Here is a 25,446-nt window from a genome sequence, read left to right as displayed (position 1 = left end):
CGGTAGCCTCGCCCGTCGTGCGCCGCGTGGACGTCGTCGGGATCGGCCCGGGCAACCCCGACCAGGTGACCGTCGAGGCGGTGCAGGCCCTGCGCGCGGCCGACGCCTACGTCGTGTGGGTCAAGCGCGACGAGACCGCCGAGCTCGTCGACACCCGCGCGGAGGTCCTGGACCGCCACGTCGGCGGCGACTGGCGGGCCAGGCTCGTCGAGCTCGAGGACGCGCCGCGGGGGCGGGCGGCGGACCCGGCGCAGCAGCGGGCGGCGGTCGCCGCGTGGCGGGCGGCGCGCTCGGCGAAGCTCGCCGACGCCCTGCGTGCCGCGGGGGACGACGCGCGCGTCGCCATCCTCGCCTGGGGCGACCCGGCGCTCTACGACTCGACGCTCGGGGTCCTCGAGGGTGTCGAGGACCTCGAGCTCGACGTCCACGTCGTCCCCGGCATCAGCGCCGCGAGCGCGCTCGTCGCCGCCCACCGCACCGGCCTCAACCGCGTCGGCGGCTCGGTGCTCGTCACGACCGGCCGGCGCCTCGCCGACGGCCTGCCCGACGGCGCCGACGACGTCGTCGTGCTGCTCGACCCCGACCTGCGCTTCCGCGAGGTGCAGGAGGAGGGCGTCGAGCTGCTGTGGGGCGCCTACCTCGGCCGGCCCGACGAGCTGCTCGTCCGCGGCCCGCTGCCCCAGGCCGGCGAGGAGGCCGCGCGCGTGCGCGCGGAGGCGGCGCAGCGCAAGGGCTGGATGTTCGACACGTACCTCCTGCGCCGGCGCCGCGGCTCCGGGCGATGACCGTCCTCGTCCTCGGCGGCACCGCCGAGGCGCGCGAGCTCGCCGAGGCGCTGCACCGCGAGGGTGTCGCCGTCGTCAGCGCGCTCGCCGGCCGCACGAGCGCGCCGCGCCTCCCAGCCGGCGCCGTCCGGGTCGGCGGTTTCGGCGGCGCGGACGGCCTCGCGGCGTTCCTGCGCGACGGGGACGTCCGGGCGGTCGTCGACGCGACGCACCCGTTCGCGTCGCAGATCACCGCGCGGGCGGCGGCCGCCTGCGGGGCGACCGGCACGCCGCTCCTGCGCCTCGAGCGCCCCGGCTGGAACCCGGCGCCCGGCGACCGCTGGAGGTGGGTGGACGACCTGGAGGGGGCCGCACGGGCCATCCCGGAGGGCGCACGCGTGCTGCTCGCCCTCGGCCGCCAGCACGTCGTCGCCTTCGCCGGCGTCGACCACGCCTGGTTCCTCGTCCGCGCGATCGAGCGCCCCGACCCGCCGCTGCCACCGCAGCACGACGTCGTCCTGGACCGCGGCCCCTACGACCTCGCCGCCGAGCGCGCGCTGCTCGAGCGCCACGCGATCGACCTCGTCGTCACGCGCGACGCCGGCGGCGCCGGCGCCCGCGCGAAGCTCGACGCGGCGCGCGAGCTCGGCGTCGCCGTGCTCGTCGTCCGCCGGCCGGCGCTGCCCGCCGGCCTGCGGACGGTGGCGACGCTCGACGAGGCCGTCGCCTGGGTCACCGGCCCCGGGTCCTGAACGGGTCGGAGAACCGGGGGTTCGTCGTGACGGACCGGTCGGTGAGCGACTCGAGGAAGGCGACGAGGTCGGTCACGTCCTGGTCGCTCAGCGCGAGCCCGGGGACGTTCGGGCTCTTGTTCGGGTTCGCCCGCCCGTCGCCCGCCAGCGGCCCGTCGACGATGGTGCGCCCACCGGCCCGGTAGTGCTCGACGACCTCACGCAGGGTCGTGATGGACCCGTCGTGCATGTAGGGCGCGGTCAGCCCGACGTTGCGCAGCGACGGGGCCTTGAAGCGGCCCATGTCGGTCCGACGGCCGGTGAACTCGAAGATCCCGGTGTTCGGCTCGGGGTAGGCGCCGGTGCCGCCGAGGTTGTAGAGGCCGTTGTTGTGGAACAGCGGCCTGGCCGGCGGCGCGCCCGCGTACGTGGCCTGGTCGTTGAAGATGAACGAGCCGTGGCAGTGGTGGCACTCGGCCCGCTCGCCGTTGAACAGCGCGAGGCCGCGGCGCTCCGGCCCCGTCATCACCAGCTCGCCGCGCCGGGCACGGTCCAGCCGCGAGTTCGCCGAGACGATGCTGCGCTGGAACGCGGCGATCGAGCGGATGACCGTCGTGTACGACAGCGGCTGCTTGGACCCGGGGAACGCCTTGGGGAACCGCGCGCGGTACCAGGGGTCCCGGCGCAGGCGCTTGAGGACGGCGCCGCGGTTGCGGTCCGTGATCCCCATCTCGACGGGGTGCCTGCCGAAGAGCGGCACCTCCATCTGGCGCTCGAGCGACGTCAGCGCGGGGTTGGCCCACGTGAGCGTCTGCTGGTAGGCGACGTTGACCAGCGACTGCGCGCCGCGGGGGTGCGTCTCGCCGGTCGAGCCGACCGCCTGGCCCCGGCCGTCGGTGAAGGCGAGCTCCTGGCGGTGGCAGCTCGCGCACGACTGCGTGCCGTTGCCCGACAGCCGCGTGTCGTGGAACAGGCGCCGGCCGAGCTCCACCTTCTCCTTGGACATCGGGTTGGTCGCCGGGACCTTCGGCGTCGGGAAGCCCTTCGGGAGCTTCCAGGTCCAGGGCGCGCTGGGCCGGGCGTCGGCGACGACGGCCCACGCCACGAGGGCGAGGGCCGCCGACGCCAGCACCGGCACGGCGGCGCGCCCGCGCCGCCGGCGGGTCATCGGCCGATCGGGCGGAAGACGGTCTGCGTGGCCGCGGCCGTCGGCGACGCGCCGCTGCCGCTGCCGTCGGGCCGCCACTCCACGCCCAGCGCGCCCAGCACGCTGCCGCACTCCGGGTCGGTCGGGCCCGACATGCAGCCGGGAGCCCCGCCGCCGTCCTTGGCGGCCAGGTCGACGCCGGCGACGAGCCGGCGCACGTCGAAGGCGACGCGCTGCTTGCGCGGGTCGAAGCGCTTCAGCCGCACGGACGCGCGGTTGGCCGCCCGGCACACGGTCTGCTCGCCGGCCGCGGGGTCACCGACGCAGCCGCTGCTGCCGAGGTGGACGTAGGACGTCCGCGCCGCCCACGGCGCCGGGCCGGAGCCCGCGTCGGACAGCTCGACCTTCAGGAACTTGCGCCCGAACTGCCACGACCAGGCCATGGCGGCGCTCGTCAGCGGCGCCGGCGCGCCGACGACGTCTGAGTGGTTGAGCGCCGGCGGGAGGCCGACGGTCCAGCGCACGCCGGTGTAGCGCCCGCGCGGGACGGTCCCGCGCACGGACGCGTTCGTCGCCGCGGTGCCCTCCTCGGCGCAGGCGCCCTTGCCGTCCTCGAGGTCGATCAGCGTGACGCCCTGGCCGCCCCGCGACGTGCGGAACGCGTTGTCCTTGGCGAGCTTGACCGGGACGGCGCGGCCGTCGGCGCGCACGAGGCGCACGTCGGAGACGTAGAAGCGCAGGTCGGTGAGCTGCGCGGCGGCCCCGGACGTGCCGAGGCCGGGGATCGCCGTGGCGCAGCGCACCGGGGCGTCGCCCGCCACGGCGGCGAACCGGAGGTCGACCGCCTGGGTCCTGGGGGTGGCCGGTGTGGTGCTGGTGGTGGTGGAGGTGGAGGTGGAGGGCGTGTGGCCCTGGGCGGGCGCCGCCGCGAGCGCGGCGAGGATGGCGGCGACGCCCAGAGCGGGCGTGCCGGGACGGACGAGCTGCATGGTCTTCTGGTCCTCTCGGAAGGTGGGTCGAACGGCCGTGCACGGGCGTGCACGGCGTGGCCGCGGCGGGGGTGGCCCCGCCGTCTCGTGCAGGCCGAGTCGACGCCGTCGTTCCGGGTGGCGGTGTGCGGCGGTCGCTCAGCGGGCGCAGGCGCCCGCCGGCGGCGGCCGGCTCGCGAGGTGCAGCGCGAGGAGCGGCGTGCCGGCCGCGCGCAGGGCGCGGATCGCGCGCCGGGGCACGCGGACGACCGCGACCGCCGTGCGCTTGCGGTGGCGCCGCAGCGCGGCGCGCCACCGCTGGACGGTCCGCTCGCCCGGGAACCACCGCGCCGCGAGCGCGGCGAAGAGGACCAGCGCGGGCAGCGCGGCGAGCAGCGCGCCGGCCATGGCCAGCAGCGCCACGACCAGGACGACCCCGGCCAGCTTGAGCATCCGCCCGCGCATCAGGCGCGGCGAACCTAGCAGTCGATCTGCGACAGGGCGAGCGGCTCGCGCCGAGCGGGAGGGCGCGTGGTCGTGAGTGGGGACTTGCGCTCGCATGGCGAGCGCGGGTCCCCACTCAGCGTCGCGGGGTCGCGCCGGCGCCGAGGACGCCGGGCCGAGAGCGGGCTACTCGCCCTCGGAGCGCAGCGGCGTGCGCTCGAACGGCTCCGCGAGCAGCATCTCCTTGGTGAAGATGAGGTCGCTGCGGTTGTAGTCCGACATCTCGTAGTCGTGGCCCATCGTGATCGCGTCGAACGGGCACGCGACCTCGCAGTAGCCGCAGAAGATGCAGCGCGAGAGGTTGATCTCGTAGACCGCGGCGTAGCGCTCGCCGGCCGACACGCGGTCGTCCGGGGTGTTCTCGGCGGCGACGACGCGGATGCAGTCGGCCGGGCAGGCGGCGGCGCACAGCGAGCAGCCGACGCACTTCTCCAGGCCGGTGTCCTCGAAGCGGTGCAGGCGGTGACGGCCCCGGAAGCGGGGGTAGACCGGCACCTTCTCCTCGGGGTACTGGATCGTGTGCACGCCCTCGACCACGCGGCCGAAGGTCGTCTTCAGGCCGCGCAGCGTCTCGCCGAACGCGCGGTAGAAGCCGCCGGCCCCGCCCGGCTTGGGCGCGGTGACGACGTGCAGCTCGTCGGGGGAGGGAGGCCAGGTCATGGGGAAGTTCCGTCCTTGGGTCTACCAGGGCTCGACGACCAGCACCGCGGTCACCAGCGCGTTGAGCGTCGCCAGCGGCAGGAGGACCTTCCAGCCGAACGACATGAGCTGGTCGTAGCGCAGGCGCGGCAGCGTCGCCCGGATCCAGAAGAAGAAGATGAGGAACAGCGACGCCTTGCCGAGCACGACGAACGGGTCGAGCCAGCCGGGTGCGTCGATGCCGAAGGGCAGGTGCCAGCCGCCGAGGAACAGCGTGACCGTGATCAGGGAGACCACGCACATGTTCATGTACTCGGCGAACAGGTAGGCGACCATGCGGCCGCCGCCGTACTCGGTGAAGTAGCCGCCGACGAGCTCCGCGTCGGCCTCGACGAGGTCGAACGGCGCGCGGTTGGTCTCGGCGAAGGACGCCGTGAGGAAGATCAGGAAGCCGACGAACTGCGGGACGATGTACCAGAGCCCGTAGTCCTGCTGGGCCTCGACGATCCCGACGAGCGAGAGCGTCCCGGCCTGCATGACGACGCCGACCAGCGCCAGGCCCTGCGAGACCTCGTAGGAGATGAGCTGCGCTGCGGCGCGCATCGAGCCCAGGAACGAGTACTTCGAGCCCGAGGCCCAGCCGCCGAGCATGATCCCGTAGAAGGCGATCGCGCCCATCGCGAAGAGGTAGAGCGGCCCGATGGAGACGTCGAGGCCGTAGAGCCCGACCTCGGTGCCGAAGATGTCCTGCGTGTCGCCGAACGGCACGATCGCGAGCGCGCCGATCGCGGTCATGATCGACACGACCGGGGCCAGCGCGAAGAGCCAGCCGATCGACGTGCGGGGGCGGAAGTTCTCCTTGGTGGCGAACTTCACGATCTCCGCCATCGGCTGGAGCAGGCCGTACGGGCCGACGCGGTTGGGCCCGTAGCGGCCCTGGAAGCGCCCGAGGATCTTGCGCTCGCCGACGATGATGATCGGCTGCAGGTTCAGCAGCACGAAGAACACGGCGATCGACTTGACGACCTGGATCCACCAGGCCTCGTAGTAGCCGACCTCGGCGAGGGGCCCGACCATGGAGCTCACGCCTCGGATCCTGCCTGCTCGGCGCTCGGTGCGTCGTCCGCCCCGAGGGCGGCCGCGGCGCCCGCGGGCACCTTCCAGTCGGCGCGCCCGGCGACCTCGACCAGCGGGCCGCTGATGCGGTTGCCCTCGACGAAGACGCTGCCGGCCGGCACGGTCGCCCGGACCGCCGCCGTGGCGTGGACGCCGCCGACGGTCACGCGCTCGCCGTCGGCGATGCCCAGGCGGCGGGCGTCGTCGGGCGACAGCTCGGCGCGCGGCTTGGGGACGAGGAACTTCAGCGCGGGGGAGACCTCGACCTCCGGGCCCGCCCAGATCGAGCGGAAGGTGCCGAGGCGCAGGCGGCCGTTGGCCGACGGCACCGCGTCCGTGGTCGACGAGACCGACGGGGCGTCGGCCTCGGGCCACGCCGCGGCGGCCTCGCCCTCGGGCCAGCGCGCGCCCTTGCCGCCCAGCACGTCGAGCGTCAGCCCGGCGTAGAACGGGACGGCGTCGAAGACCTGCTGGGAGACGGCGGGGCCGTGCCACGCGCGCAGGTCGAGGCCGAGGCGCTCGGCGAGCTCCTTGAGCACCCACCAGCCCGGCCGGACCTGGCCCTGGCGGGCGATCGACGGCCGCAGGCGCTGGACGCGGCCGTCGGGGTGCACGACCGTGCCCTCCTTCTCCGCGTAGCTGTCGGCCGGGAAGACGATCGTCGCGTGGTCGCGCAGCCCCTCGGTGAGGAAGCCGGCGTGGGCGATGACGGTGGTGGTCCGCTCGAGCGCCTGCTCCCAGGTGCGGCGGTCGTCGTGCGAGACGAGCGGGTCGCTGCCCACGAGCCACAGGGCCGGGACCTCGCCGCCCGCCGCGGCCGCGGCGATGCCGGCGGCCCCACGGCCGGGCGCGGCGATCGCGCCGAGGCCCGGGCCGGCGTCCGGCAGGACGCCCACCTCGCGCAGGCCGCGCGCGTTCGTCGCGGCCGGGACGGCGAGCAGGCCGGCGCCCTCGCGGTCGCGGACGTTGAGCCCGCCGGCGACCTTCAGCAGGGCGGCGGCCACGGCGTCGCCGCCGCGCAGCACGCGCTCGCCGTAGAGGACGACGAGGTCCTCACCAGCGGTGCGCAGGAGCTCGGCGATGCCCGCGACGGCCTCGGGCGCCGCACCCGCACGGGCGGCCGGGCCGTCGACGTCGCCGCCGAACATCGCGGCGGCCAGCGCCTCGACGAACGCGCCCTCGCCCCCGGGGGCGAAGCGGGCGATCGCCTTCGCGTTGGGGTCCAGCGACGACGGGCGCGCCGTGGCGACGGCGAGCTGCACGCCGCGGCGGCGCACGCCCTTGCGCAGGCGCAGGTCGAGGATCGGCGACTCGTCGACCGGCTCGGTGCCGAGGACGAGCACCGCGTGGGCGAACTCGAGGTCCGGGACCGACGCCTGGAGCGCCGGCGCGTGCAGCGCGGCCAGTGCCTCGCGGGAGACCGTCTCGTGCGTGCGCGAGTCCAGGTCGGGGGAGCCCAGCGCCTCGCGGACGATGCGCTGGACGAGGAAGCCCTCCTCGTTGGTGGCCTCGCCGCCGACGAGCGCCGCCGCACGCGAGCCCGCGCGCTTGAGCGCCGCGGCCGCGTCGTCCAGCGCGCGCTCCCAGGAGACCTCGCGCAGCTCGCCGCCGTCGCGCACCATCGGGCGCGTGATGCGCTCGTCGACGTGCACGGACTGGTAGCCGAAGCGGCCCTTGTCGCACAGCCAGCCGTCGTCGACGCCGTCGTGGTCGCGCGAGTTGACGCGCAGGACGCGCTCGTCGCGGACGGTGAACTGGACGTTGCACTGCGACGGGCACAGCGTGCAGACCGAGCCCGCCGTCTCGATGTCCCACGGGCGGGCGCGGAAGCGGTAGGGCTGCGACGTGAGCGCGCCCACCGGGCACAGCTCGACGATGTTGCCGCTGAACGGCGCGACGTAGGGGTGGCCGTCGAACGTGCCGACGAACGTGTGGGCCCCGCGCTCCTGGAAGACGAGCTGGTAGTCCTCGGAGACCTCCTGCGAGAAGCGCACGCAGCGGTAGCAGAGGATGCAGCGCTCGCGGTCGATCGCGATGAGCGGCGACAGCGCCAGCGGCTTCTGGAAGTGGCGCTTGGGCTCGATGAAGCGCGAGCGCCCGCCGCCCCAGCCGAAGGAGATGTCCTGCAGGGGGCACTCGCCGCCCTTGTCGCAGACCGGGCAGTCCAGCGGGTGGTTGATCAGCAGGAACTCGACGACGGCCTGCTGGGCCTGCTTGACGCGGTCGGTCTGGGTGTGGACGACCATGCCGTCCTTGACCGGCGTGGAGCACGCGGTCTGGAGCTTCGGGATGCCCTCGATCTCGACGAGGCACATGCGGCAGGCGCCGACCGGCGCGCCGAGCTTGGGCTCGTAGCAGAAGACCGGGATCTCGACGTCGCCGTACTTGGCGCCGTCGACGAGCATCGCGTTCTCGGGGGCCTGCACCTCTCGACCGTCGATCGAGAGGGTGACCATCTTGACCTCGGGGCGGGGCACTAGACGAGCGCCCCCTGCACGAGGGGCAGGGCCGGGTCGCTGGGCGGCTCGTCGGCCGCGAACGGGTTGGCCATGCGCGCGCGCTCGAGGTGCTCCTCGAACTCGTCGCGGAACTTCTCGACCATCGAGCCGACGGGCATCGCCATCGCGTCGCCGAGCACGCAGAGGCAGTTGCCCATGATCTGCGTCTGGACCGAGGCCATGATGTCGAGGTCCATCGGCGTGGCGACGCCGGACTGGATGCGCTCGAGCATCTTCACCGTCCAGTTCGTGCCCTCGCGACACGGCGTGCACTTGCCGCACGACTCGTGCCGGTAGAACTCGGCCAGCCAGAGGCAGACGTCGACCACGGAGTTCGTGTCGTCGACGACGATGATCGCGCCGGAGCCGAGCATCGAGCCGGCCTTCGCGAGCGTGTCGAAGTCGTAGGGGAGGTCGAGGTCGTCCTTGGTCAGGACCGGCGACGACGACCCGCCCGGGAACCACAGCTTGACCTCGCGCCCGTCCTCGGGGCCGCCGGCCAGGCCGTAGATGAGCTCGCGCGCGGGCGTGCCGAGCTCGATCTCGTAGTTGCCCGGGCGCTTGACGTTGCCCGAGATGGAGACGAGCTTCGTGCCGGTCGAGCCCTCGACGCCGATCTTCGCGTACTCGTCGGCGCCGAGCTCGAGGATGAGCGGCACCGTCGCGAGCGTCTCGACGTTGTTGATGAGCGTCGGGCCCTGGTAGAGGCCCTGGTTGGCGGGGAAGGGCGGCTTGAGCCGCGGGTTGCCGCGCTTGCCCTCGAGCGAGTCGAGCAGCGCGGTCTCCTCGCCGCAGATGTACGCGCCGGCGCCGCGGTGCACCCAGAGGTCGACCGAGTGGTCGGTGCCCAGGATGCGGTCGCCGACGAGGCCGGCGGCGCGGGCCTCGGCCACGGCGGCCTCGAGGACGTCGGCCTGCTCGGCGTACTCGCCGCGGATGAAGATGAACGCCTTGGTCGCGCCGATGGCGTAGGACGCGATGACCATGCCCTCGATGAGCAGATGCGGGTTCTTCTGCATCAGCTCGCGGTCCTTGAAGGTCCCGGGCTCGGACTCGTCGGCGTTGCAGACGAGGTACTTGTCCATCTGGCCCTTGGGCATGAACGACGCCTTCATGCCCATCGAGAAGCCGGCGCCGCCGCGGCCGCGCAGGCCCGAGGCCTTGAGGTCGTTGACGAGCGCCTCGCGCGGGGTGGCGAGGGCCTTGCGCAGCACGTCGCCGTATCCGCCGCGGGCGCGGTAGACGTCGAGCGTGTTGAGCCCGGGCTCGTCGATGTCCCGGAAGATCAGCTTCTGGCTCACGGCTGCGAGCTCCAGTCCTTCGTGTTCGCGGAGGGGTCGACCGAGGCGCGCTTGACGAGCTGCTTGGCCGGGAGGGGGTCGGCGCCGGCGCGGATCTGCTCGGCCAGCTCGCCCACCTCGCCGTCGTCGATGGGGCCGACGAAGACGCCCTCGACCGAGGCCATCGGCGCGATGTCGCACGCCCCCAGGCACTCGAAGGGCCGCACCTGCACGTCGTCGGCGCCCTCGAGGGCCTCCTGCAGCTCACCGAGCAGCTTGCGCCCGCCGCGCAGGGAGCACGAGATGTTCGTGCAGACGTAGACGCGCCGCGAGCCGCGGGGCTCGGTGTCGAGCATGTCGTAGAAGCTCGCGACGGAGACGAGGTAGGCGGGGGTGACCTGGAGGACGGCGGCGACCTGCCGGAAGGCGGTCGGTGACATCCAGCCGTGGACCTCCTGGGCGGCGGCCATGGCGGGGATCGCGGCGGAGCGCTTGTCGGGGTAGCGCTCGACGAGCAGCTCGATGCGCTCGCGCAGCGCGGGCGGGACCTCGGTCGCGACCGCGTCCGGGATGCCCTGCGGGTCCTTGGTCAGGTCGACCGCGTCGTCCCAGCCGGGGACGCGGGAGCCGTGGGCGAAGCGGCGGACCGGGCCGAGCCCGTCCTCGAAGCCGTCCGTGGTGGCCATCTAGCGGTCGATCCCTCCGAGCACCGGGTCCATCATCGCCAGCGTCGCGATGAGGTCCGCGATGTAGGCGTCCTTCGTCATCGCCGAGGTCGACTGCAGGTTCACGAAGGAGGGGTCGCGCATGTGCACGCGCGCCGGCTTGGACGAGCCGTCCGAGCGCACGAAGCACCCGTACTCGCCGCGCGGGCCCTCGATCGGGAAGTAGACCTCGCCCGGCGGGACCCGGTAGCCCTCGGTGACGAGCTTGAAGTGGTGGATGAGCGCCTCCATCGAGGTGGCGAGCTCATGGCGCGGCGGCAGCGCGACCTTGCGGTCGTCGGAGATGTGCCGGCCCTCGGGCAGGCCCTGGATGGCCTGCTCGATGATCCTGGCCGACTCCTTCATCTCCTGCAGGCGCACGGCGTAGCGGTCGTAGTTGTCGCCCTGCGTGCCGACCGGGATCTTGAAGTCGAAGTCCTCGTAGGAGCAGTACGGCATCGCCTTGCGCAGGTCCCACGGGTTGCCGGCGGCGCGCAGCAGCGGGCCGGTGACGCCGAGCTCGAGCAGCGTCTCCTCGGGCAGTGGGCAGACGCCGCGCAGGCGCTGGAGCAGGATCTCGTTCTTGTTGAGCAGCGCGCCGTACTGGTCCACGCGCTCGTGCATCGCCTGGGCGAAGGCCAGCGTCTTCTCGGCCCACCCGCGCGGCGGCTCGTCCATCACGCCGCCGACCTGGATGTAGCGCGTGTGCATGCGCGCGCCGGTCGAGTACTCGAAGAGGTCGAGGATCGCCTCGCGCTCGCGGAAGCAGTACCAGAACATCGAGATCGCGCCGAGGTCCAGCGCGCTCGTCCCGAGCCACACGAGGTGGCTCATGATCCGGTTGAGCTCCATGTGGATCACGCGCAGGTACTGCGCGCGCTTGGGCACCTCGAGCTCGAGCAGCGTCTCCACCGCGCCGCAGTAGGCGTAGGCGTTGAAGAAGTACGCCAGGTAGTCCATCCGCTCGATGACGGGGATGGCCTTCCAGTAGCTCTTGTCCTCGGCGGTCTTCTCGATGCCGGTGTGGACGTAGCCGATGATGGGCTTGAGGTCGCGGACGACCTCGCCCTCGAGCGTGACCAGGAGCCGCAGCACCCCGTGGGTGGCCGGGTGGTGCGGACCCATGTTGAGCGTCAGCAGCTCGGACTCGAGGTCCGCCTCGCCGACGGGGTGGAGCTGGGCGGAGAGGTCGATGCTCTCCTCCATCTCGCGGTAGGCCGTGCGGGCGGCCTGCAGGTCGGTGCCGGGCTCGGTGGTGCTCACTGGGTGTAGTCCGTGCCCTTGGTCTGGTTGTAGGTGAAGAGGACCGGCTCGCCGCCGACGGGGAAGTCGCGGCGCTGCGGGAAGCCCTCGTAGTCCTCGGGCATGAGGATGCGGCGCAGGTCCGGGTGGCCCTCGAACTCGACGCCGAACAAGTCGTAGACCTCGCGCTCCTGGTGGTCGGCGGTCGGCCACCGGGGCGTCACGGAGGGGACGCGCGGCGCCTCGGTCGAGACGCGGAGCTTCACCGTCAGGCGGTCCAGGCCGCGCATGTCCAGCAGCTCGTAGTGGACGCCCAGGCGCGGCTCGTGCGGGTGGTAGTCGACGCCGTGGACCGAGGCGAGGAAGTCGAAGCCCTTGGCGCGCAGCGCCTCGAGGACCTCGACGATCGACTGGGCCTGGACCTCGACGGCGCCCTTGCCGCGGAAGTGCGTGGTGTCGACGACGCAGTCGCTGACCGCGTCGTGCAGCTCGCCGGCGAGCAGCTCGAGGCCGGTGGCGTCAGGCACCGCTCGTCTGCCCCGGCTGGGCGACGTTGACCGCCGCCTCGCGCTCGAAGCGCTCGATGTCCTCGGGCAGGACCTCGACGGTCTGCTCGGCGCCGTAGCGGGCGCGCCAGTTCATCGACGGGTCCTGCTGGATCATCGCGCGGAGCTTGAGGATCCCGTGCATGAGCGACTCGGGACGCGGCGGGCAGCCCGGGACGTGGACGTCGACCGGCAGGAACTTGTCGGCGGGGACGACCGCGTAGTTGTTGAAGACGCCCTGCGACGAGGCGCAGGCGCCCATCGCGATCGCGTACTTCGGCTCGAGCATCTGGTCGTAGACGCGGCGCACGACCGGGGCCATCTTGATCGAGACGCGGCCCGAGAGGATGAGCAGGTCGGCCTGGCGCGGGGACGCGCGGAAGGCCTCGAAGCCGAAGCGCGCGACGTCGACGCGCGCGGCCACGATGCTCATCATCTCGATGGCGCAGCAGGCCAGGCCGAAGGTCGCCGGGAAGATCGCGTTGCCGCGGGCCCAGGAGACGGCCTTGTCGAGGGTGGTGGTGATGATGCGCGACTGGACGTACGCCTCGAGGTCCTCGCCCTCGAGGTCGCCGCGGAGCATGTCGCGCGCGCGAAGCTGGTTGACGCGGAAGTCGCTCGGCGGCTGCTTCTCACGCTTGACGATCTGGGCCATCGACGACTCTTTCTAGCGCCACTCGAGGGCACCTCGACGCCAGACGTACACGAAGGCGACGAGGAGCAGGGCGATGAAGACCGAGAGCTCGACCAGGGCGAAGGTCCCGAACTCCTTCAGCTGGACGGCCACGGGGTAGAGGAAGACGACCTCGATGTCGAACAGGATGAAGAGCATCGCGATCAGGTAGAAGCTGATCCCGAAGCGGAAGCCCTGCTGGATCTCCGAGGGGAGACCGCACTCGTACGGGTCGTCGCGGTAGGTGGTCGGCTTGCGCTTGTTGCGGTAGCCGAAGAGCCGGTTCAGTCCGGCGAAGAGCGATCCCACGCCCGCACCGAGCGCGATGAAGACGAGGGCGGGCAGGTAGGAGCGCAGCACTGACTGCGTTCTACCACGGGCTTGTGCCGACCAGCCACAAAGTGTCAGGGAGCACGAGACAGTGAAGACCGCCGTCGAGGTCGCCGCCGCCGCGGTGCTCGTCACGAACGCGACCGCCGGCCTGGCCGGTGCATGGCTGTGGTGGCGGGTGGACACGGCGCGCTGGATCTGGCCCCTCATCCGCGGCGCGCAGGTCGTGGCGGGCCTCTCCGCGATGCTCGCGGGGCTGTTCGCGGCGTTCGGCTTCGAACCCGACGACGGCCTGTTCTGGCTCTACGTCCTGCTCCCGGTCGGTGTCGGGTTCGTGGCCGAGCAGCTGCGGATCGCGTCGGCCGAGCAGGTGCTGGAGGCCCGCGGCCTCCCGGACGCACAGGCGGTCGGGGAGCTCGACGACATCGCCCAGCGGACGATCGTCGCCGCGATCCTGCGGCGCGAGCTGGGCGTGATGGTGGCCGCGGCGCTCGTCACGGCGTTCCTGGCGGCGCGGGTGTTCCCGACGGTCTAGCGCGGTCCGAGGGGTAGGCGCTGCGGTGCGTGACGCCTCGTGCATGTCATGGCTGCACGAGGCGTCACGCGGCGCGGGGTAGGCGCGAAGGAGGTGGTGGGAGGTGGGCGCCCTCGACCCCCTTGGCGGCCCGCCTGAAACCACCCCGGTCCCACCCAGGACGGTTCACACCCCCGCAAACCACGTGAACGTCCCGGGCCGCTCGCATGCGGCCCATGGCCGACCAGACCCGCCTCTCCCGCCGCCACCTCCTCCTCGCCGGCGGCGCCGGTGCCACCGCGCTCTTCCTCCCCGGCGTCCAGCTCGCTCGCGGCGCGAGCTTCGCCGCCGACCCGTTCTCCCTCGGCGTCGCGTCGGGCGACCCGTGGGCGCACTCGGTCGTGCTGTGGACGCGGCTGGCGCCGGACCCGCTCGCGCTCGACGGCAGCGGCGGGATGCCCGCGCAGGCGGTGCCGGTCCGCTGGGAGATCGCGCCCGACGCGGGCTTCCGCAAGGTCCTGCGCCAGGGCACCGCCGTCGCGCGGCCCGAGGAGGCGCACACGGTGCACGTCGAGGCCGACGGCCTCAGCGCCGACCGCGAGTACTTCTTCCGCTTCAAGGTCGGCGGGGACGTCAGCCCGGTCGGCCGGACGAAGACGGCGCCGGTGGCCGGCGCGCGGCGGCCGATGACCTTCGCCTTCGCGAGCTGCCAGAACTTCCCGGCCGGCCAGTACGCCGCCTACCGCGACATGGCCCAGCAGGAGCTCGACCTCGTCGTGCACCTCGGCGACTACATCTACGAGGGCGCCGGCGGCACCGGCCCGCGCGCCCACGCCCCCGCCGCGGAGATCAAGACGCTCAGCGACTACCGCGTGCGCCACGCGCAGTACAAGACCGACCCGCACCTCCAGGCCGCCCACGCGGTCGCGCCGTGGCTCGTGACCTGGGACGACCACGAGGTGCAGAACAACTACGCCGACCTCGAGGCCGACCCCGACAGCCCGGTCGACGTCTTCGCCGCCCGCCGCGCCGCGGCCTACCAGGCCTACTGGGAGCACATGCCGCTGCGCCGCGCCCAGCGGCCCGTCGGCAAGGACCTGCCGCTCTTCCGCCGCGTCTCCTACGGCGCCATGGCGACCTTCCACGTCCTCGACACCCGCCAGCACCGCGACGACCAGCCGCCGGCCTGCCCGCCCCAGGAGTCCGACGCCAACGGCGGCTTCTGCACCGAGGCCCTGCGCGAGGGCCGCACGATCCTGGGCGCCGACCAGCTGGACTGGCTGCGCAGCGGCCTGGCCGGCTCGCGCGCCTCCTGGGACGTGCTCGCCCAGCAGGTCCCCGTCGCGCCGCTGGACCAGGACGCCGACCCGGCGCGCAAGCGCTTCCACAACCCCGACAAGTGGGACGGCTACGCCGCCGACCGCCAGCGGGTGACCGACGCGCTGGCGACCGTCGACGGCCCCGTCGTCATCACGGGCGACGTCCACGTCAACGAGGTCCGCGACGTGCCGCCCTCGCCGGCCCACCTCGACGCGGCGCCCGTCGCCACGGAGTTCATCGGCACGTCGATCACCTCCGGCGGCGACCGCGCCCTCAGCACGCAGGTGGACCCCGACCTCGCCAACAACCCGCACCGCCGGCTGCTGGACAACCACCACGGCTACGTCCGCTGCACGCTGACCGCGCGGCGCTTCACCGCGGACTACCGGGTCGTCGACACCGTGCTGACCGACACCGCCCCCGGTCGCACGCTGCAGACGTGGGTGACCGAGCGCGGCAAGCCGGGCGCGGTCAGGGCGTGACGCGCAGGTAGCTGCCCGCGTAGAAGACGAGCGGCTCGAGGTCGTCGCGGGCGTCCATCTGCGTCACGGCGCCGATGCCGATGACGTGGTCGCCCGCCTCGACCAGCTGCTGCAGGTCGCAGGCCAGCCACGCCAGCGCGCCGTCGAGCACGGGGACCCCGTGGGCGACGTCGTGCGTGACGCCCTCGAACTTCTCGCGCGCCACGCGGCGCGACGCGAAGACGCGGGCCAGGTCCTCCTGGCCCGCGGCGAGGACGTTGACCGCGAAGCGGCCGGTCTCCCGCACGACGGGCAGGGTGCGCGAGGAGCGCTCGAAGCAGACGAGGAGCAGCAGCGGGTCCAGCGAGACGCTCGAGACGGCGTTCGTCGTGAGCCCGGCGGGACCGTCGGAGCCGTGGGCCGTGACGACCGCGACGCCGCTGGCGAAGTGGCCGATGACCTCGCGGAAGCGCGCCTGGTCGGTGCTCGTGGCCGCCACTGCGGCGCAGGGTAGTGGGACGCGGGCGCCGGCTCTCGGTTGCCGCCGTTGTGTCGCGCCGGCCGCGCGCTGGGACAGCGGTTGGCGGCCGGCGCGTGCGCCGGCGCCCGCGTTGCCCGTGGGGTTCGGCGCCCCCGGGCCGGGTCCTGCTCAGCGGCGCGTGACGACGAGCTCGCCGTACTGGCCGAGGTCGTCGTGGTTGCCGATCGTGCAGACCAGCCGGTACTTGCCGGGGCCGAGCGTGACGTTGTCCGCCGCCTGCTCGCCCGGGTGCATCGTGTCGAGGCGGACGTAGTGCGTGGGCTCCGCGGTCTCCTCCTCCTCGATCGACTGCACCTCGACGTTGTGGGTCAGCCGTCCGACGTTGCGGGCGATGATGCGAATGCGACCCTCGCGGACGCGCAGGTACTCGGGATCCACCCGGAACTCGTCCAGCTCCAGGCGCAGCACGCCGTCGCGGTCCGTCACGTAGTCGGGACCGCTGCCGCAGCCCGCCATGGCGAGGGCGGCGGCGAGGAGGCTGACCGGGAGGAGCCGCCGCATCGAGGTCCCCTATGATGCCCGGCCGCATGTCGCGTCGTCCTCTTGTCGCCCTCGCGGTCGTGGCGGTGTCGGTCCCGCTGGCGGCCTGTTCGTCCAACCCGCCCCAGGAACTGCCGCAGGGCGAGAGCGCGATGGTCAAGCAGGGCCAGCAGCTCTTCCAGCGCAACTGCACGATGTGCCACACCATGGACGCGGCCGGGGGCGAGGGCTCCGCGACGAAGATCCGCGACCGCGAGCGTCCGGACGGCCCGAACTTCGACGTCCGCAAGGAGACGGTCGACTCGGTCCTCTACGCGATCCGCAACGGCGGCTACTCCGGCGCGATCATGCCCGAGAACATCGTGGTCGGCCGCGAGGCCGACGCCGTCGCGGCGTTCGTCGCGAAGTACGCCGGCCGCGGCAAGGCCGACGAGGGCGGCAACCCGGCGGACGAGGGCGACCTCTCCAGCCAGGTCGGCGGCAACGGCTAGCCGCCGCACCGCGCTGCCCGCACCGCCCGCCCGCGACTAGCCTCCCGGGCGGTGCTCGACCTCAAGCTGCTCCGCCAGGACCCGGACGGCGTGCGCGCCGCGCTCGCGCGCCGTGGCGACGACGTCCCGCTCGACGAGGTCCTCGACCTCGACGCGCGCCGGCGCGAGCTGCTGCCCCGCGTCGAGGGGCTGCGCGCCGAGCAGAACCGCGCGTCGGACGGCATCGCCGCCGCCAAGCGCTCCGGCGAGGACGCCGCGGAGGCGATCGCCCGGATGAAGGAGGTCGCCGGCGAGCTCAAGGGCCTGCAGGCCGAGCTCGCGCAGGTCGACGAGCAGCTCCAGGAGCGCCTGCGCCACCTGCCCAACCTGCCGGACCCGCGAGCGCCCGCGCAGGACACCGTGCTGCGCGAGGTCGGCGAGGCGGGCCGCACCGGCCGCGACCACCTCGAGCTCGCGGGCGCGCGCGTGGACATGGAGCGCGGCGCGCGTCTCTCGGGCTCGCGCTTCGCCTACCTGCGCGGCGACCTCGCCCGCCTCGAGCTGGCCCTCGTCTCGTGGGCGATGGACAAGCTCGCGGGCCACGGCTTCGAGGCGGTGATCCCGCCGGTGCTCGTCCGCGAGGAGGCCCTGTACGGGACGGGCTTCCTGCCCGACACCGAGCAGCAGATCTACCGCCTGCCCGAGGACGACCTGTACCTCGTCGGGACCTCGGAGGTCGCGCTGGCCTCGCTGCACGCCGGCGAGGTCGTCGACGAGCTGCCGCTGCGCTACGCCGGCTTCTCGCCGTGCTTCCGCCGCGAGGCGGGCGCCGCCGGCAAGGACACGCGCGGGATCTTCCGCGTGCACCAGTTCGACAAGGTCGAGATGTTCGCCTACGTCGAGCCCGACCAGAGCGACGCCGAGCACGAGCGCATCCTCGCCATCGAGGAGGAGGTGCTGACCGACCTCGGCATCCCCTACCGGGTGGTGGACATCGCAGTCGACGACCTCGGCGCGAGCGCCGCGCGCAAGTTCGACTGCGAGGCGTGGCTGCCGGGCCAGGGCCGCTACCGCGAGCTGACGTCCTGCTCGAACACGACGGACTTCCAGGCGCGCCGGCTGGGCATCCGCTTCCGCCCCGAGGGCGGCAAGCCCGAGACGCTGCACACCCTGAACGGCACGGCCGTCGCGGTCGGCCGCACGATCATCGCGCTGCTCGAGAACGGCCAGCGCGACGACGGCTCCATCGCGATGCCCGCGTGCCTGCAGGCCTACGGCATGCCCGAGGCGCTCCCGAGCGCCGTCGCCGCCTAGCGCGCGCCGTCGCCGTCGCGGCCCGCGCCGACGCCCTCGAGCGCGGCGTCGAGCGACTGGCGGATGTCGAACGTCGTGTCCAGGCGCGTGATCTCGAACAGGCGCAGGACGGTGGGGTTCGTGCAGACCAGCGCCATGCGCCCGTTGCGGCGGGTGACCCGGCGCAGGCCGTTGAGCAGGACGCTCAGGCCGGTCGAGTCGATGAACGTGGTGTCGCGCAGGTCGAGGACGACGGCGGTCTTGCCGCCGGCGATCGCGTCGTTGAGGCGACGGCTGAACTCCGGCGCGGTGCTGACGTGGATCTCGCCGGCGACGCCGATGACGGTGGTCCGCTCATCGGGCTCGTCCTCGCGCAGCCGGAACTTCGTGTCCAGGGACATCCAGTGGCCGAACCTACCCGGCCGGAGCTCGGCCGTGCAGGTGGTCATCCGCCAGATCCGTTGTGATGCCACCGTGGACTGGAGCCCGGGGGAGTACGAGCGGACCGCCGTCGCGCTCGAGCCGGCGGCGCAGGTCGCCGTCGAGGCGCTGCGCCTGCGCCAGGGCGAGCAGGTCCTCGACGTCGCGTGCGGCACGGGCAACGCGGCGCTCGCCGCCGCTCGGGCGGGGGCGAAGGTCGTCGCGGTCGACCTCGCTCCGCGGCTGGTGGAGGTCGCGCGGGCGCGGCTGGACGCCGAGGGCTTCGGCGACGGACGGGGGATCGTCCTCCAGGGCGACGCGACGGCGCTCCCCGTCGGCGAGGCGGCGTTCGACGCGGCGGTCTCGGTCTTCGGCGTGATCTTCGCCCGGCCCGCGCAGAGCGCGGTCGACGAGCTCGTGCGCGCCGTGCGTCCGGGCGGGCGGATCGTCGTGACGAGCTGGGTCGCCGAGGGACCGATCCACGAGTACGGGCGGATGGTCCGCGAGGCGATCGAGTCGGTCGCGCCGCCAGATTCGTCCCCACCCACCCCACCACCCCTCGCCTGGGGCGATCCCGCGGTCCTGCGCGAGCTCTTCGCCGCGTGCGCCGTGGTCGAGGTCGTCGAGCACGAGCTGCCGTTCCGCGGCGCGTCGCCCGAGGCGTGGGTCGAGGAGCAGACGCGCTACCACCCGGTCTGGCTCGCCGCGCGCGCGGCGGTGCCCGCCGACCGCTGGGACGACCTCCAGGCCCAGGCGCTCGCGCACTTCCGGGCGGCCAACGAGGACCCCGCCGCCTTCCGGACGACGAGCCGGTACCTGCTGGCTCGCGTGCGGCGCTGAGCTACCGTGGTCGGCCTCTGGAGGGGTGGCAGAGCGGTTGAATGCGGCGCTCTTGAAAAGCGCTAGGGGTGCTGAGCCCCTCGCGGGTTCGAATCCCGCCCCCTCCGCTGACGAGGAACGCCGCCGGGGGTCACTGCTGCGGCTCGCCGAGGCGGGCCTGCGGCATGAGCTCGGCGGCGAGACCGCCGCCGGTCGCGGCCCGGGCCAGGGCGCGACCCAGCGACGGTGCCTGCTTGAAGAGGTTGTGACCGGCGACGAAGAGGACCGGACCGGCCTCCCAGACCGCCACGCCGTCCTCGCTCCACGGCAGGTCCGTCACCCAGCAGTGCACGAACTCGACCGGCTGCGGGTCGAGGCCGGGCAGCGCCCGGGCCACGTAGGCGCGGGCGCGTTCGTCGAGCGACCGGAGAGCCGCCGCGTCGATGAACGTCCCGTCGTCGCGAACGCCGACGGTCTGGCTGAGCCCGACCGCGTAGCGGGCGTTGCCGGGCATCGGCGTCGCATAGACGCCGACCTCACCGAAGTCGCCGCTGCCGTCCTGCAGGCACGCGACCCGCGCCGGCGCCGTGCCCTTGACGGCGAAGGTCAGGCGCACGTGGGCGGCGAGCCGCACCGGCAGCGAGAGCCCGACGCTCCGCGCGAGGCGGGCGGTCTCGCGGCCGGCGCAGACGACCACGGTCGAGTACGTGGCGCGGTCGGTGACGCTGCGGACCTCGACCGTCCCGTCCTCGCGCGGGTCGATGGAGATCACCTCGGCGGTCGCGACGGCGTCCCCGAGCGCCGCCGTGAGCGCCTCGATCGCGGCGCGCGTGCGGATCGCGCCGCCCGCCTCGTCGAACATCGCCGGTCCGGCGTACGTGGCGAGCAGCGGCATGCGGTCGGCGAGCTCATCGGGCGCGATCGTCCGCGCGGCCACGCCGCCGACCTGCTCGAGGACGTGCAACCGCTCGAGCGCGCTGTCGCCGATCGCCAGCGCGCCGTCCGGCGAGACGAGCTCCACGCCGAACCGCTCGGCCCAGTCGGCCCACACGGCGCGGCTCTCGCGCACGAAGGCGACGAGCCGCGGGTCGTCGTGCGCATGGCGGAAGATCCGCGACTCGCCGGCGGACTGGCCCCCGCCCGGCAGGCCCGCCTCGTACAGCCGCACGGCGACACCCTGCTCGACGAGCGCGTAGGCCGTCGACAGCCCGACGATCCCGCCACCGACCACTGCGACCTGCGGCGAACGTGCCATGGGCTCCTCTCTCACACCAGACCGCGGCCTCTCCGCGGGTCGCCACCGACCACCTCGCCTACCCGTTCACCTGCACCGAGGCCGGTCCACGTTGGGATGCCACGCCGGGCGGGTCCACGAACGCGCCCGATCCAGCGTCTCCCAGCCTGGGCCGAGGGCTCGCACCCACCCCGACCTCCCGCTTCGCCCGCGCTGCGAGGCTCCGGGCGGCTGTCTACACTGGCCCCTTCCCGGACAGGTGGCCGAGTGGCTGAAGGCACTCGCCTGCTAAGCGAGTAACGGGGGTAACCTCGTTCGCGGGTTCGAATCCCGCCCTGTCCGCTGCGTCCGATGAGGATCCGGCGCGCGCCGCGTCTTGGGTGCATGACCTCGACGCGAGACCCGGAGACCATCGTCATCACCGCCTTCGAGCGGTCGCCGGACGGCGGCAAGGGCCTGGCGCGCGACACGCGCGTGCGCTGGGCGCTCGAGGAGGTGGGCCAGCCCTACGAGGTCCGGCTGGTCTCGTTCGCCGCCAAGCAGGAGCGGCCGCACCTGGACCGGCACCCCTTCGGGCTGATCCCGACCTACGAGCAGGGCGACCTGGTCCTCTTCGAGACCGGCGCGATCGTCCTCCACGTCGCGGAGCGCTTCGGCGGCCTGCTGCCGGACGACGCCGCCGCGCGGGCGCGCGCCATCACCTGGATGTTCGCCGCGCTCAGCACGGTCGAGCCGCCGATCCTGGAGCTCGTGACGGTGAAGTTCGTCGAGGGCGACCGGTCGTGGGCGGCGGAGCGCGCGCCGCTCGTGCACGACCGCATCCGGGTGCGCCTGGCGCAGCTGTCGCACCGGCTGGGCGAGGCCGAGTGGCTCGACGGGGCCTTCAGCGCGGGCGACCTGATGATGGTCTCGGTGCTGCAGCGCGCGCGGCCCTCGGGCCTGCTCGACGAGTTCCCGACGCTTGCGGCCTACGTCGCCCGCGCCGAGGCGCGGCCCGCGTACCAGCGGGCCTTCGCGGCGCAGCTGGCGATCAACGCGCCGGCGGGGTGACGTGCTGCGGCGCCGCGTCTACGTCGACGGCCTGAACGTCATCGGGTCGCGGCCCGACGGCTGGTGGCGCGACCGCACCGGCGCGATGGCGCGGCTCGTGCGCGACGTGGCGGCGTGGGCCGCGCGGGAGGAGGTCGAGGCGGTCGTGGTGCTCGACGGGCGCGAGCGCGACCTCGGGCTCGACGGCTGCGCCGACGGCGTGCGCGTGGTCTGGGCGCCCGGCGGGCGCAACGCCGGTGACGACGAGCTGGTGCGGCTCGTCGGCCTGGAGGAGGATCCGGTCGCGGTGGAGGTCGTCACCTCTGACCGCGAGCTGGCCAGGCGCGTGCGCGCGCTGGGCGCGCAGGTCAGGGGCGCTGCTGCGCTGCGTCGAGCGCTCGACTGATCCGGATGTGCCCGTAGATCGAGCCGGGCGGGCCGGTCGTCACGAGCGTGACCGCGGGGAACCACCAGCCCCAGCGGCCCTCGCCGGCCCCCTTGCCGGTGAGGTAGAGCAGGATCAGGAAGCCGACGCCGTGGATCGGCCCGAGGACGTTGATGATCCCCTCCTGGTCGGTCGCCGCGCAGATCAGCAGCGCAATGAGCGCGATGCCGTCGATGATCGCGACGATCCGGACGCGGTCGAGCTCCTTGCGGATGGTGGCGGCGTCGGGCGTCATGGCGGCGGGGAACCTACGGGCTGAGGCGTCGGAGCGCCGTCACGGTGGCCCGCGCGCTGCGGCGCAGGTCCGTCCGGTCGACGTTGTCGAGGTCGTCGCAGGCGCGGTGGTAGCAGGGGTCCTCCGGGCGGCCGGCGCCGGTGAAGATCCCGCCCGCCGCGATGCCGGCGCGGACGAAGGGCGCGTGGTCGCTGCCGCCCCGCAGGGCGGTGCGGCCGGGGCGTTCGACGCCGGCGACGCGCAGCCCGGCGAGGAGGGCGCGGCGGACGCGCTCGGCGCGCGAGGTTGGTCCGCCCGCGTAGACCTCGGGGTCGCCCTCCGGCGAGCCGACCATGTCGAGGTTCACGTACGCCGTGATCGCGCGGCGCTCGCGCGCGCCGAGCCCGCGCACGTACGCGCGAGAGCCGTGCAGGCCGAGCTCCTCCGCCGCCCACAGCCCGACCCGCACGCGCGCGCCGGTGCGCGCGAGCGCCTCCGCGGCCGCGAGCGTCGCCGCCACGCCCGACGCGTCGTCGTTCATCCCCGGCCCCTCGGGGACCGAGTCCATGTGGGCGCCGACCATGACGACGCGACCGCCGCGCGTCGCGGGCGGCGCGTCGGCGATGACGCTGCGCGCGGTCCGCGTCTCGGAGACCGCGTCGGTCCGGACACGCACGCGCGCGCCGTCCTCGAGGCGCTCCGCCAGCCCGCGCCCCACGACCACCGCCGGGATCCGCGCCACGCCGGGACGACCGAGCGTCGCCGGCACCGCCTCGTCCTCCTCGCGGTCGACCACGACGACCGCCGCCGCGCCGGCGCGCTGCGCGAGGCGCACCTTCGTCGCGAACGGGCAGACCCCGCGGCCCGGCACCGCGACCTCGCCCCGCCGCAACGCCGCGAAGTCGCTCTCCCGGCACCCGCTGTCGGGGCGGTCGTACGCGATCCGCCGCACCCGTCCCGTCGCCGTGCCCCCGGGCGCGTAGGCCAGCCCGCGGACCTCCCGTCGAGCGCCGACCCGGTCGCCACCGATGGTCAGCCGCGCCGGCGAGCGCTCCTCGAAGAACGGGAACCGCGCGGCCGTGAAGCGCACGCGGTAGCCCGCCGCCCGCAGACGGTCCGCCGCGTAGTCGGCCAGCGCCCGCTCCCCGTCGCTCGACGCGACCCGGTCGCCGCCGGCGCGCTCGGTCAGGCGGGCGATCGCCTCGAGGTGCTCGACGGCCCGGTCGCCTGCGTCGGCAGGCGGTGCCGGCGCCGTCCTCGGTGGCGTCGCGCGCCGGTCCGCCTCGGCCGCGCTTCGCGGCTCCTGGCCGTCGTCGCCACCGCAGCCCACCGCGCCCGCGGCGAGGACGCACCCGACCACCGCGCTCGTCCACCACCGCATCCCGGCGAGCGTGGCACCGCCCCCGTCTGCGGACCGTCAGCCCCGTGACCGCACCGCACGCCGAGGGGCTCTAGACTGGCGTTCGCTGCGCCCGTAGCTCAGCTGGATAGAGCGTCGGTCTACGGAACCGAAGGTCAGAGGTTCGAATCCTCTCGGGCGCGCCTCGGAAAGCCCCGCATACCGGGGCTTTCTGCTTGTCGCGCCCCTCTCGGAAGGACCGGAAAGGTCCCGAAAAGGTCCCGAGAGGAGTGCGCAGTGCAGTTCAGTCGGATCCCGCCGGCTTCCGGCCACGTGTTCCGGGTCGACCGCAAGAAGGGCCCGGTCTGGTACGCCAAGTACCGGCTGCCGGACGGCCGCCAGGTCAAGCGCAAGATCGGCCCGGCGTGGACCGGCCGCGGCCGGCCGGCCAACGGCTACGTCACGAAGCGCACCGCGGAGGCGTGGTTGCGCGAGGTGCTCGACGAGGCCCGCGAGCGCTGGGTGCCGGGCTCGAAGGCCCATGAGGCGACGTTCGCCGACGCCGCGGCGGAGTGGCTCCGCTACTGCGAGCAGGACCGGGGGTGCAAGCCCTCGACGATGCGCTCCTACCGCGGGTCGCTCAACGGCCGGTTGCTGCCCGCGTTCGGCGCGATGAAGGTCGGCGACATCACGCCGCTGCACATCGAGCGCTGGCTCGCCCAGCTGCCGGTCTCGCCGCGGTCGAAGAACAAGATGCTCATCGAGATGCACGGCGTCTTCCGCCGCGCCCAGAAGGTCTACGGGTTGCGCGACAACCCTGCCGCGCAGGTGGAGCGGCTGCGGGCGCCGCGGCGGCTGGACCTTCAGGTGCTCGAGCCCGAGGAGGTCCAGGCGCTCGTGCGCGCTGCGGCGTGCGAGCAGGACGCGGCGATCTACCTGACCGCCGCGTACACCGGCTTGCGCCGCGGCGAGCTGCTGGCCCTGCGGTGGCGCGACGTGGACTTCGCCGGGTCCACGGTCCGGGTGCGGGCCAGCTTCTGCGCCGGCGTCGAGTCAACGCCCAAGAGCGGCAAAGTCCGGGCCGTGCCGCTCGCACCCGACGTCGCTGCGACGCTCGCCCGGCTCGGTCAGCGGGAGAGGTGGACGGCCGACGATGACCTGGTCTTCGTCGGCGAGTTGGGCGGCTACCTCGACGGTTCGGCGCTGCGCCGCCGGTTCAACATCGCGCTCGAGCGGGCCGGGCTGCGGCGTCTGCGCTTCCACGACCTGCGCCACACGTTCGGTACGCGGATGATCGCCAAGGCCGACATCCTGCGCGTGAAGGAGTGGATGGGCCACGCCGACGTGCAGACCACGATGCGCTACCTGCACTACACGCCGCGCCCCGACGACGCACGCCTGGTCGCCGAGGCCTTCGCCGTCACCGCGCCGCTCAGCGTCGAGCGGCTCGCTGCGTCGTGAGCCAGGCCTCCACGTCAGACCGGTAGAAGCGCCGGTGCCGGCCGACCGCGACTGAGGGCAGCGGGTCGCGCCGGCGCCGGGCGTACTCGTAGACGCTCGAGCGGGGGACGCGCAGGAGCCCGGCGACGTCGTCGGCGGTGAGCAGCGGCTCGTCGAGATGGACACCGACGACGGGCGCCGGCTCGAGGTTGAGGAGGTTGGTCATGCCCACCAGGGCGCGCCAGGTCGAAGCGACCGGCACGGATCTGTCCCGACCGCACGCGCT

29 protein-coding genes and 3 tRNA genes are annotated in these 25,446 nt (G+C 73.8%); 13 read left to right on the top strand and 19 right to left on the bottom strand.

From position 1 onward, the window contains the following. Positions 1 to 17 precede the first annotated feature (17 nt). Positions 18 to 785 (top strand): precorrin-6A synthase (deacetylating), encoded by a 768-nt coding sequence (gene cobF, locus JUB12_RS12230; protein WP_205695682.1) that lies wholly within the window; start codon positions 18 to 20, stop codon positions 783 to 785. Further along, entirely contained in the window at positions 782 to 1,516 is a 735-nt protein-coding gene (locus tag JUB12_RS12225; protein WP_205695681.1) for a cobalt-precorrin-6A reductase, read from the top strand. The genes cobF and JUB12_RS12225 overlap by 4 nt, the downstream gene beginning before the upstream one ends. Here the strand turns inward: JUB12_RS12225 and JUB12_RS12220 are convergent. The 12 genes from JUB12_RS12220 to JUB12_RS12165 all read right to left on the bottom strand — a co-directional run bounded on the left by JUB12_RS12220 (position 1,497) and on the right by JUB12_RS12165 (position 13,171). Continuing rightward, on the bottom strand, positions 1,497 to 2,663 hold the full coding sequence (locus JUB12_RS12220) for a methanobactin export MATE transporter MbnM (RefSeq protein WP_205695680.1): 1,167 nt from the start codon (positions 2,661 to 2,663) through the stop codon (positions 1,497 to 1,499). The two genes, JUB12_RS12225 and JUB12_RS12220, sit on opposite strands and share 20 nt — an antisense overlap. Beyond that, a complete protein-coding gene (locus JUB12_RS12215) occupies positions 2,660 to 3,631 on the bottom strand; it encodes an MbnP family copper-binding protein (protein WP_205695679.1) in 972 nt (323 codons plus the stop codon). Before JUB12_RS12215 ends, JUB12_RS12220 begins: the two co-directional genes overlap by 4 nt. 138 nt (positions 3,632 to 3,769) lie before the next feature. After that, a complete protein-coding gene (locus JUB12_RS12210) occupies positions 3,770 to 4,075 on the bottom strand; it encodes a hypothetical protein (protein ID WP_205695678.1) in 306 nt (101 codons plus the stop codon). Between the two features lie 165 nt (positions 4,076 to 4,240). Further along, positions 4,241 to 4,774 (bottom strand): NADH-quinone oxidoreductase subunit NuoI, encoded by a 534-nt coding sequence (gene nuoI / locus JUB12_RS12205; RefSeq protein WP_205695677.1) that lies wholly within the window; start codon positions 4,772 to 4,774, stop codon positions 4,241 to 4,243. 21 nt (positions 4,775 to 4,795) lie between these two features. Next, the gene (gene nuoH / locus JUB12_RS12200; protein ID WP_241004523.1) at positions 4,796 to 5,830 is read right to left on the bottom strand and encodes an NADH-quinone oxidoreductase subunit NuoH; all 1,035 of its coding nucleotides are present in this window, start codon (positions 5,828 to 5,830) and stop codon (positions 4,796 to 4,798) included. A 5-nt stretch (positions 5,831 to 5,835) separates the two neighbouring features. After that, positions 5,836 to 8,346 carry an NADH-quinone oxidoreductase subunit NuoG gene (gene nuoG, locus JUB12_RS12195; RefSeq protein WP_205695676.1) on the bottom strand — a complete coding sequence of 837 codons (2,511 nt, stop codon included), beginning with the start codon at positions 8,344 to 8,346 and terminating at the stop codon, positions 5,836 to 5,838. Further along, the gene (gene nuoF / locus JUB12_RS12190) at positions 8,346 to 9,668 is read right to left on the bottom strand and encodes an NADH-quinone oxidoreductase subunit NuoF (RefSeq protein WP_205695675.1); all 1,323 of its coding nucleotides are present in this window, start codon (positions 9,666 to 9,668) and stop codon (positions 8,346 to 8,348) included. Before nuoF ends, nuoG begins: the two co-directional genes overlap by 1 nt. Beyond that, positions 9,665 to 10,333 (bottom strand): NAD(P)H-dependent oxidoreductase subunit E, encoded by a 669-nt coding sequence (locus JUB12_RS12185; protein ID WP_205695674.1) that lies wholly within the window; start codon positions 10,331 to 10,333, stop codon positions 9,665 to 9,667. The genes nuoF and JUB12_RS12185 overlap by 4 nt, the downstream gene beginning before the upstream one ends. Further along, complete coding sequence (locus JUB12_RS12180) at positions 10,334 to 11,614, bottom strand: NADH-quinone oxidoreductase subunit D (RefSeq protein ID WP_241004249.1); 1,281 nt, start codon at positions 11,612 to 11,614, stop codon at positions 10,334 to 10,336. Then, positions 11,611 to 12,120, bottom strand: a complete 510-nt coding sequence (locus tag JUB12_RS12175) for an NADH-quinone oxidoreductase subunit C (protein ID WP_205695673.1) — start codon at positions 12,118 to 12,120, stop codon at positions 11,611 to 11,613. The genes JUB12_RS12180 and JUB12_RS12175 overlap by 4 nt, the downstream gene beginning before the upstream one ends. Further along, on the bottom strand, positions 12,113 to 12,721 hold the full coding sequence (locus tag JUB12_RS12170; protein ID WP_205699763.1) for an NADH-quinone oxidoreductase subunit B family protein: 609 nt from the start codon (positions 12,719 to 12,721) through the stop codon (positions 12,113 to 12,115). Before JUB12_RS12170 ends, JUB12_RS12175 begins: the two co-directional genes overlap by 8 nt. Positions 12,722 to 12,805: 84 nt before the next feature. Then, complete coding sequence (locus JUB12_RS12165; protein ID WP_205695672.1) at positions 12,806 to 13,171, bottom strand: NADH-quinone oxidoreductase subunit A; 366 nt, start codon at positions 13,169 to 13,171, stop codon at positions 12,806 to 12,808. Between the two features lie 61 nt (positions 13,172 to 13,232). Between JUB12_RS12165 and JUB12_RS12160 the strand changes: the two genes are divergently transcribed. Continuing rightward, on the top strand, positions 13,233 to 13,676 hold the full coding sequence (locus tag JUB12_RS12160; RefSeq protein ID WP_205695671.1) for a hypothetical protein: 444 nt from the start codon (positions 13,233 to 13,235) through the stop codon (positions 13,674 to 13,676). Between the two features lie 215 nt (positions 13,677 to 13,891). Next, entirely contained in the window at positions 13,892 to 15,457 is a 1,566-nt protein-coding gene (locus JUB12_RS12155) for an alkaline phosphatase (protein ID WP_205695670.1), read from the top strand. Here the strand turns inward: JUB12_RS12155 and JUB12_RS12150 are convergent. Then, positions 15,447 to 15,935: a flavin reductase family protein gene (locus JUB12_RS12150; protein WP_205695669.1), complete on the bottom strand. Its 489-nt coding sequence runs from the start codon at positions 15,933 to 15,935 to the stop codon at positions 15,447 to 15,449. The genes JUB12_RS12155 and JUB12_RS12150 overlap by 11 nt on opposite strands. A gap of 150 nt (positions 15,936 to 16,085) precedes the next feature. Next, positions 16,086 to 16,478 carry a hypothetical protein gene (locus JUB12_RS12145; protein WP_205695668.1) on the bottom strand — a complete coding sequence of 131 codons (393 nt, stop codon included), beginning with the start codon at positions 16,476 to 16,478 and terminating at the stop codon, positions 16,086 to 16,088. A gap of 26 nt (positions 16,479 to 16,504) precedes the next feature. Between JUB12_RS12145 and JUB12_RS12140 the strand changes: the two genes are divergently transcribed. Next, positions 16,505 to 16,948, top strand: coding sequence for a c-type cytochrome (locus JUB12_RS12140; protein WP_205695667.1), 444 nt, complete (start codon positions 16,505 to 16,507; stop codon positions 16,946 to 16,948). Between the two features lie 51 nt (positions 16,949 to 16,999). After that, positions 17,000 to 18,241: a serine--tRNA ligase gene (gene serS, locus JUB12_RS12135; protein ID WP_205695666.1), complete on the top strand. Its 1,242-nt coding sequence runs from the start codon at positions 17,000 to 17,002 to the stop codon at positions 18,239 to 18,241. Here serS and JUB12_RS12130 read toward each other — a convergent pair. Further along, the gene (locus JUB12_RS12130) at positions 18,238 to 18,669 is read right to left on the bottom strand and encodes an STAS domain-containing protein (RefSeq protein ID WP_241004248.1); all 432 of its coding nucleotides are present in this window, start codon (positions 18,667 to 18,669) and stop codon (positions 18,238 to 18,240) included. The two genes, serS and JUB12_RS12130, sit on opposite strands and share 4 nt — an antisense overlap. Between JUB12_RS12130 and JUB12_RS12125 the strand changes: the two genes are divergently transcribed. Then, positions 18,656 to 19,480, top strand: coding sequence for a class I SAM-dependent methyltransferase (locus tag JUB12_RS12125; RefSeq protein WP_241004247.1), 825 nt, complete (start codon positions 18,656 to 18,658; stop codon positions 19,478 to 19,480). The genes JUB12_RS12130 and JUB12_RS12125 overlap by 14 nt on opposite strands. Positions 19,481 to 19,499: 19 nt before the next feature. Continuing rightward, a tRNA-Ser gene (locus tag JUB12_RS12120) sits at positions 19,500 to 19,587 on the top strand. A gap of 23 nt (positions 19,588 to 19,610) precedes the next feature. Here the strand turns inward: JUB12_RS12120 and JUB12_RS12115 are convergent. Next, on the bottom strand, positions 19,611 to 20,714 hold the full coding sequence (locus JUB12_RS12115; RefSeq protein ID WP_205695663.1) for an FAD-binding oxidoreductase: 1,104 nt from the start codon (positions 20,712 to 20,714) through the stop codon (positions 19,611 to 19,613). 232 nt (positions 20,715 to 20,946) lie between these two features. Between JUB12_RS12115 and JUB12_RS12110 the strand changes: the two genes are divergently transcribed. From JUB12_RS12110 to JUB12_RS12100, 3 genes are all read left to right on the top strand, one after another. Next, a tRNA-Ser gene (locus tag JUB12_RS12110) sits at positions 20,947 to 21,035 on the top strand. A gap of 42 nt (positions 21,036 to 21,077) precedes the next feature. Then, a complete protein-coding gene (locus tag JUB12_RS12105; protein ID WP_205695662.1) occupies positions 21,078 to 21,743 on the top strand; it encodes a glutathione S-transferase family protein in 666 nt (221 codons plus the stop codon). A 1-nt stretch (position 21,744) separates the two neighbouring features. Then, entirely contained in the window at positions 21,745 to 22,128 is a 384-nt protein-coding gene (locus tag JUB12_RS12100; RefSeq protein ID WP_205695661.1) for an NYN domain-containing protein, read from the top strand. Here JUB12_RS12100 and JUB12_RS12095 read toward each other — a convergent pair. Both JUB12_RS12095 and JUB12_RS12090 read right to left on the bottom strand, forming a co-directional pair. Next, positions 22,091 to 22,402 carry a DUF3817 domain-containing protein gene (locus JUB12_RS12095; RefSeq protein WP_205695660.1) on the bottom strand — a complete coding sequence of 104 codons (312 nt, stop codon included), beginning with the start codon at positions 22,400 to 22,402 and terminating at the stop codon, positions 22,091 to 22,093. The two genes, JUB12_RS12100 and JUB12_RS12095, sit on opposite strands and share 38 nt — an antisense overlap. 13 nt (positions 22,403 to 22,415) lie before the next feature. Next, on the bottom strand, positions 22,416 to 23,762 hold the full coding sequence (locus tag JUB12_RS12090; protein ID WP_205695659.1) for a M20/M25/M40 family metallo-hydrolase: 1,347 nt from the start codon (positions 23,760 to 23,762) through the stop codon (positions 22,416 to 22,418). Between the two features lie 87 nt (positions 23,763 to 23,849). Between JUB12_RS12090 and JUB12_RS12085 the strand changes: the two genes are divergently transcribed. Further along, positions 23,850 to 23,923 (top strand) — tRNA-Arg (locus JUB12_RS12085). Positions 23,924 to 24,053: 130 nt separating this feature from the next. Further along, entirely contained in the window at positions 24,054 to 25,181 is a 1,128-nt protein-coding gene (locus JUB12_RS12080) for a site-specific integrase (RefSeq protein ID WP_205695658.1), read from the top strand. Here JUB12_RS12080 and JUB12_RS12075 read toward each other — a convergent pair. Continuing rightward, a complete protein-coding gene (locus JUB12_RS12075; RefSeq protein WP_205695657.1) occupies positions 25,153 to 25,386 on the bottom strand; it encodes a helix-turn-helix domain-containing protein in 234 nt (77 codons plus the stop codon). The two genes, JUB12_RS12080 and JUB12_RS12075, sit on opposite strands and share 29 nt — an antisense overlap. Between the last annotated feature and the right edge of the window lie 60 nt (positions 25,387 to 25,446).

Origin of the sequence: Conexibacter sp. SYSU D00693 (assembly GCF_017084525.1) — a bacterium.
Lineage (GTDB): Bacteria > Actinomycetota > Thermoleophilia > Solirubrobacterales > Solirubrobacteraceae > Baekduia.
This window is presented reverse-complemented; position numbering and strand designations above follow the sequence as displayed.

What these genes read in the sequence shown, in the direction of transcription:
- JUB12_RS12155 (WP_205695670.1), top strand. Translation starts at nt 13,892, where the DNA reads ATGGCCGACCAGACCCGCCTCTCCCGCCGCCACCTCCTCCTCGCCGGC.
- nuoH (WP_241004523.1), bottom strand. Translation starts at nt 5,830, where the DNA reads ATGGTCGGGCCCCTCGCCGAGGTCGGCTACTACGAGGCCTGGTGGATC.
- nuoI (WP_205695677.1), bottom strand. Translation starts at nt 4,774, where the DNA reads ATGACCTGGCCTCCCTCCCCCGACGAGCTGCACGTCGTCACCGCGCCC.
- JUB12_RS12140 (WP_205695667.1), top strand. Translation starts at nt 16,505, where the DNA reads ATGTCGCGTCGTCCTCTTGTCGCCCTCGCGGTCGTGGCGGTGTCGGTC.
- JUB12_RS12145 (WP_205695668.1), bottom strand. Translation starts at nt 16,478, where the DNA reads ATGCGGCGGCTCCTCCCGGTCAGCCTCCTCGCCGCCGCCCTCGCCATG.
- JUB12_RS12210 (WP_205695678.1), bottom strand. Translation starts at nt 4,075, where the DNA reads ATGCGCGGGCGGATGCTCAAGCTGGCCGGGGTCGTCCTGGTCGTGGCG.
- JUB12_RS12090 (WP_205695659.1), bottom strand. Translation starts at nt 23,762, where the DNA reads ATGCGGTGGTGGACGAGCGCGGTGGTCGGGTGCGTCCTCGCCGCGGGC.
- JUB12_RS12225 (WP_205695681.1), top strand. Translation starts at nt 782, where the DNA reads ATGACCGTCCTCGTCCTCGGCGGCACCGCCGAGGCGCGCGAGCTCGCC.
- JUB12_RS12130 (WP_241004248.1), bottom strand. Translation starts at nt 18,669, where the DNA reads ATGACCACCTGCACGGCCGAGCTCCGGCCGGGTAGGTTCGGCCACTGG.
- JUB12_RS12185 (WP_205695674.1), bottom strand. Translation starts at nt 10,333, where the DNA reads ATGGCCACCACGGACGGCTTCGAGGACGGGCTCGGCCCGGTCCGCCGC.
- JUB12_RS12115 (WP_205695663.1), bottom strand. Translation starts at nt 20,714, where the DNA reads ATGGCACGTTCGCCGCAGGTCGCAGTGGTCGGTGGCGGGATCGTCGGG.
- JUB12_RS12220 (WP_205695680.1), bottom strand. Translation starts at nt 2,663, where the DNA reads ATGACCCGCCGGCGGCGCGGGCGCGCCGCCGTGCCGGTGCTGGCGTCG.
- JUB12_RS12215 (WP_205695679.1), bottom strand. Translation starts at nt 3,631, where the DNA reads ATGCAGCTCGTCCGTCCCGGCACGCCCGCTCTGGGCGTCGCCGCCATC.
- JUB12_RS12170 (WP_205699763.1), bottom strand. Translation starts at nt 12,721, where the DNA reads ATGCTCCGCGGCGACCTCGAGGGCGAGGACCTCGAGGCGTACGTCCAG.
- JUB12_RS12095 (WP_205695660.1), bottom strand. Translation starts at nt 22,402, where the DNA reads ATGACGCCCGACGCCGCCACCATCCGCAAGGAGCTCGACCGCGTCCGG.
- JUB12_RS12105 (WP_205695662.1), top strand. Translation starts at nt 21,078, where the DNA reads ATGACCTCGACGCGAGACCCGGAGACCATCGTCATCACCGCCTTCGAG.
- JUB12_RS12075 (WP_205695657.1), bottom strand. Translation starts at nt 25,386, where the DNA reads ATGACCAACCTCCTCAACCTCGAGCCGGCGCCCGTCGTCGGTGTCCAT.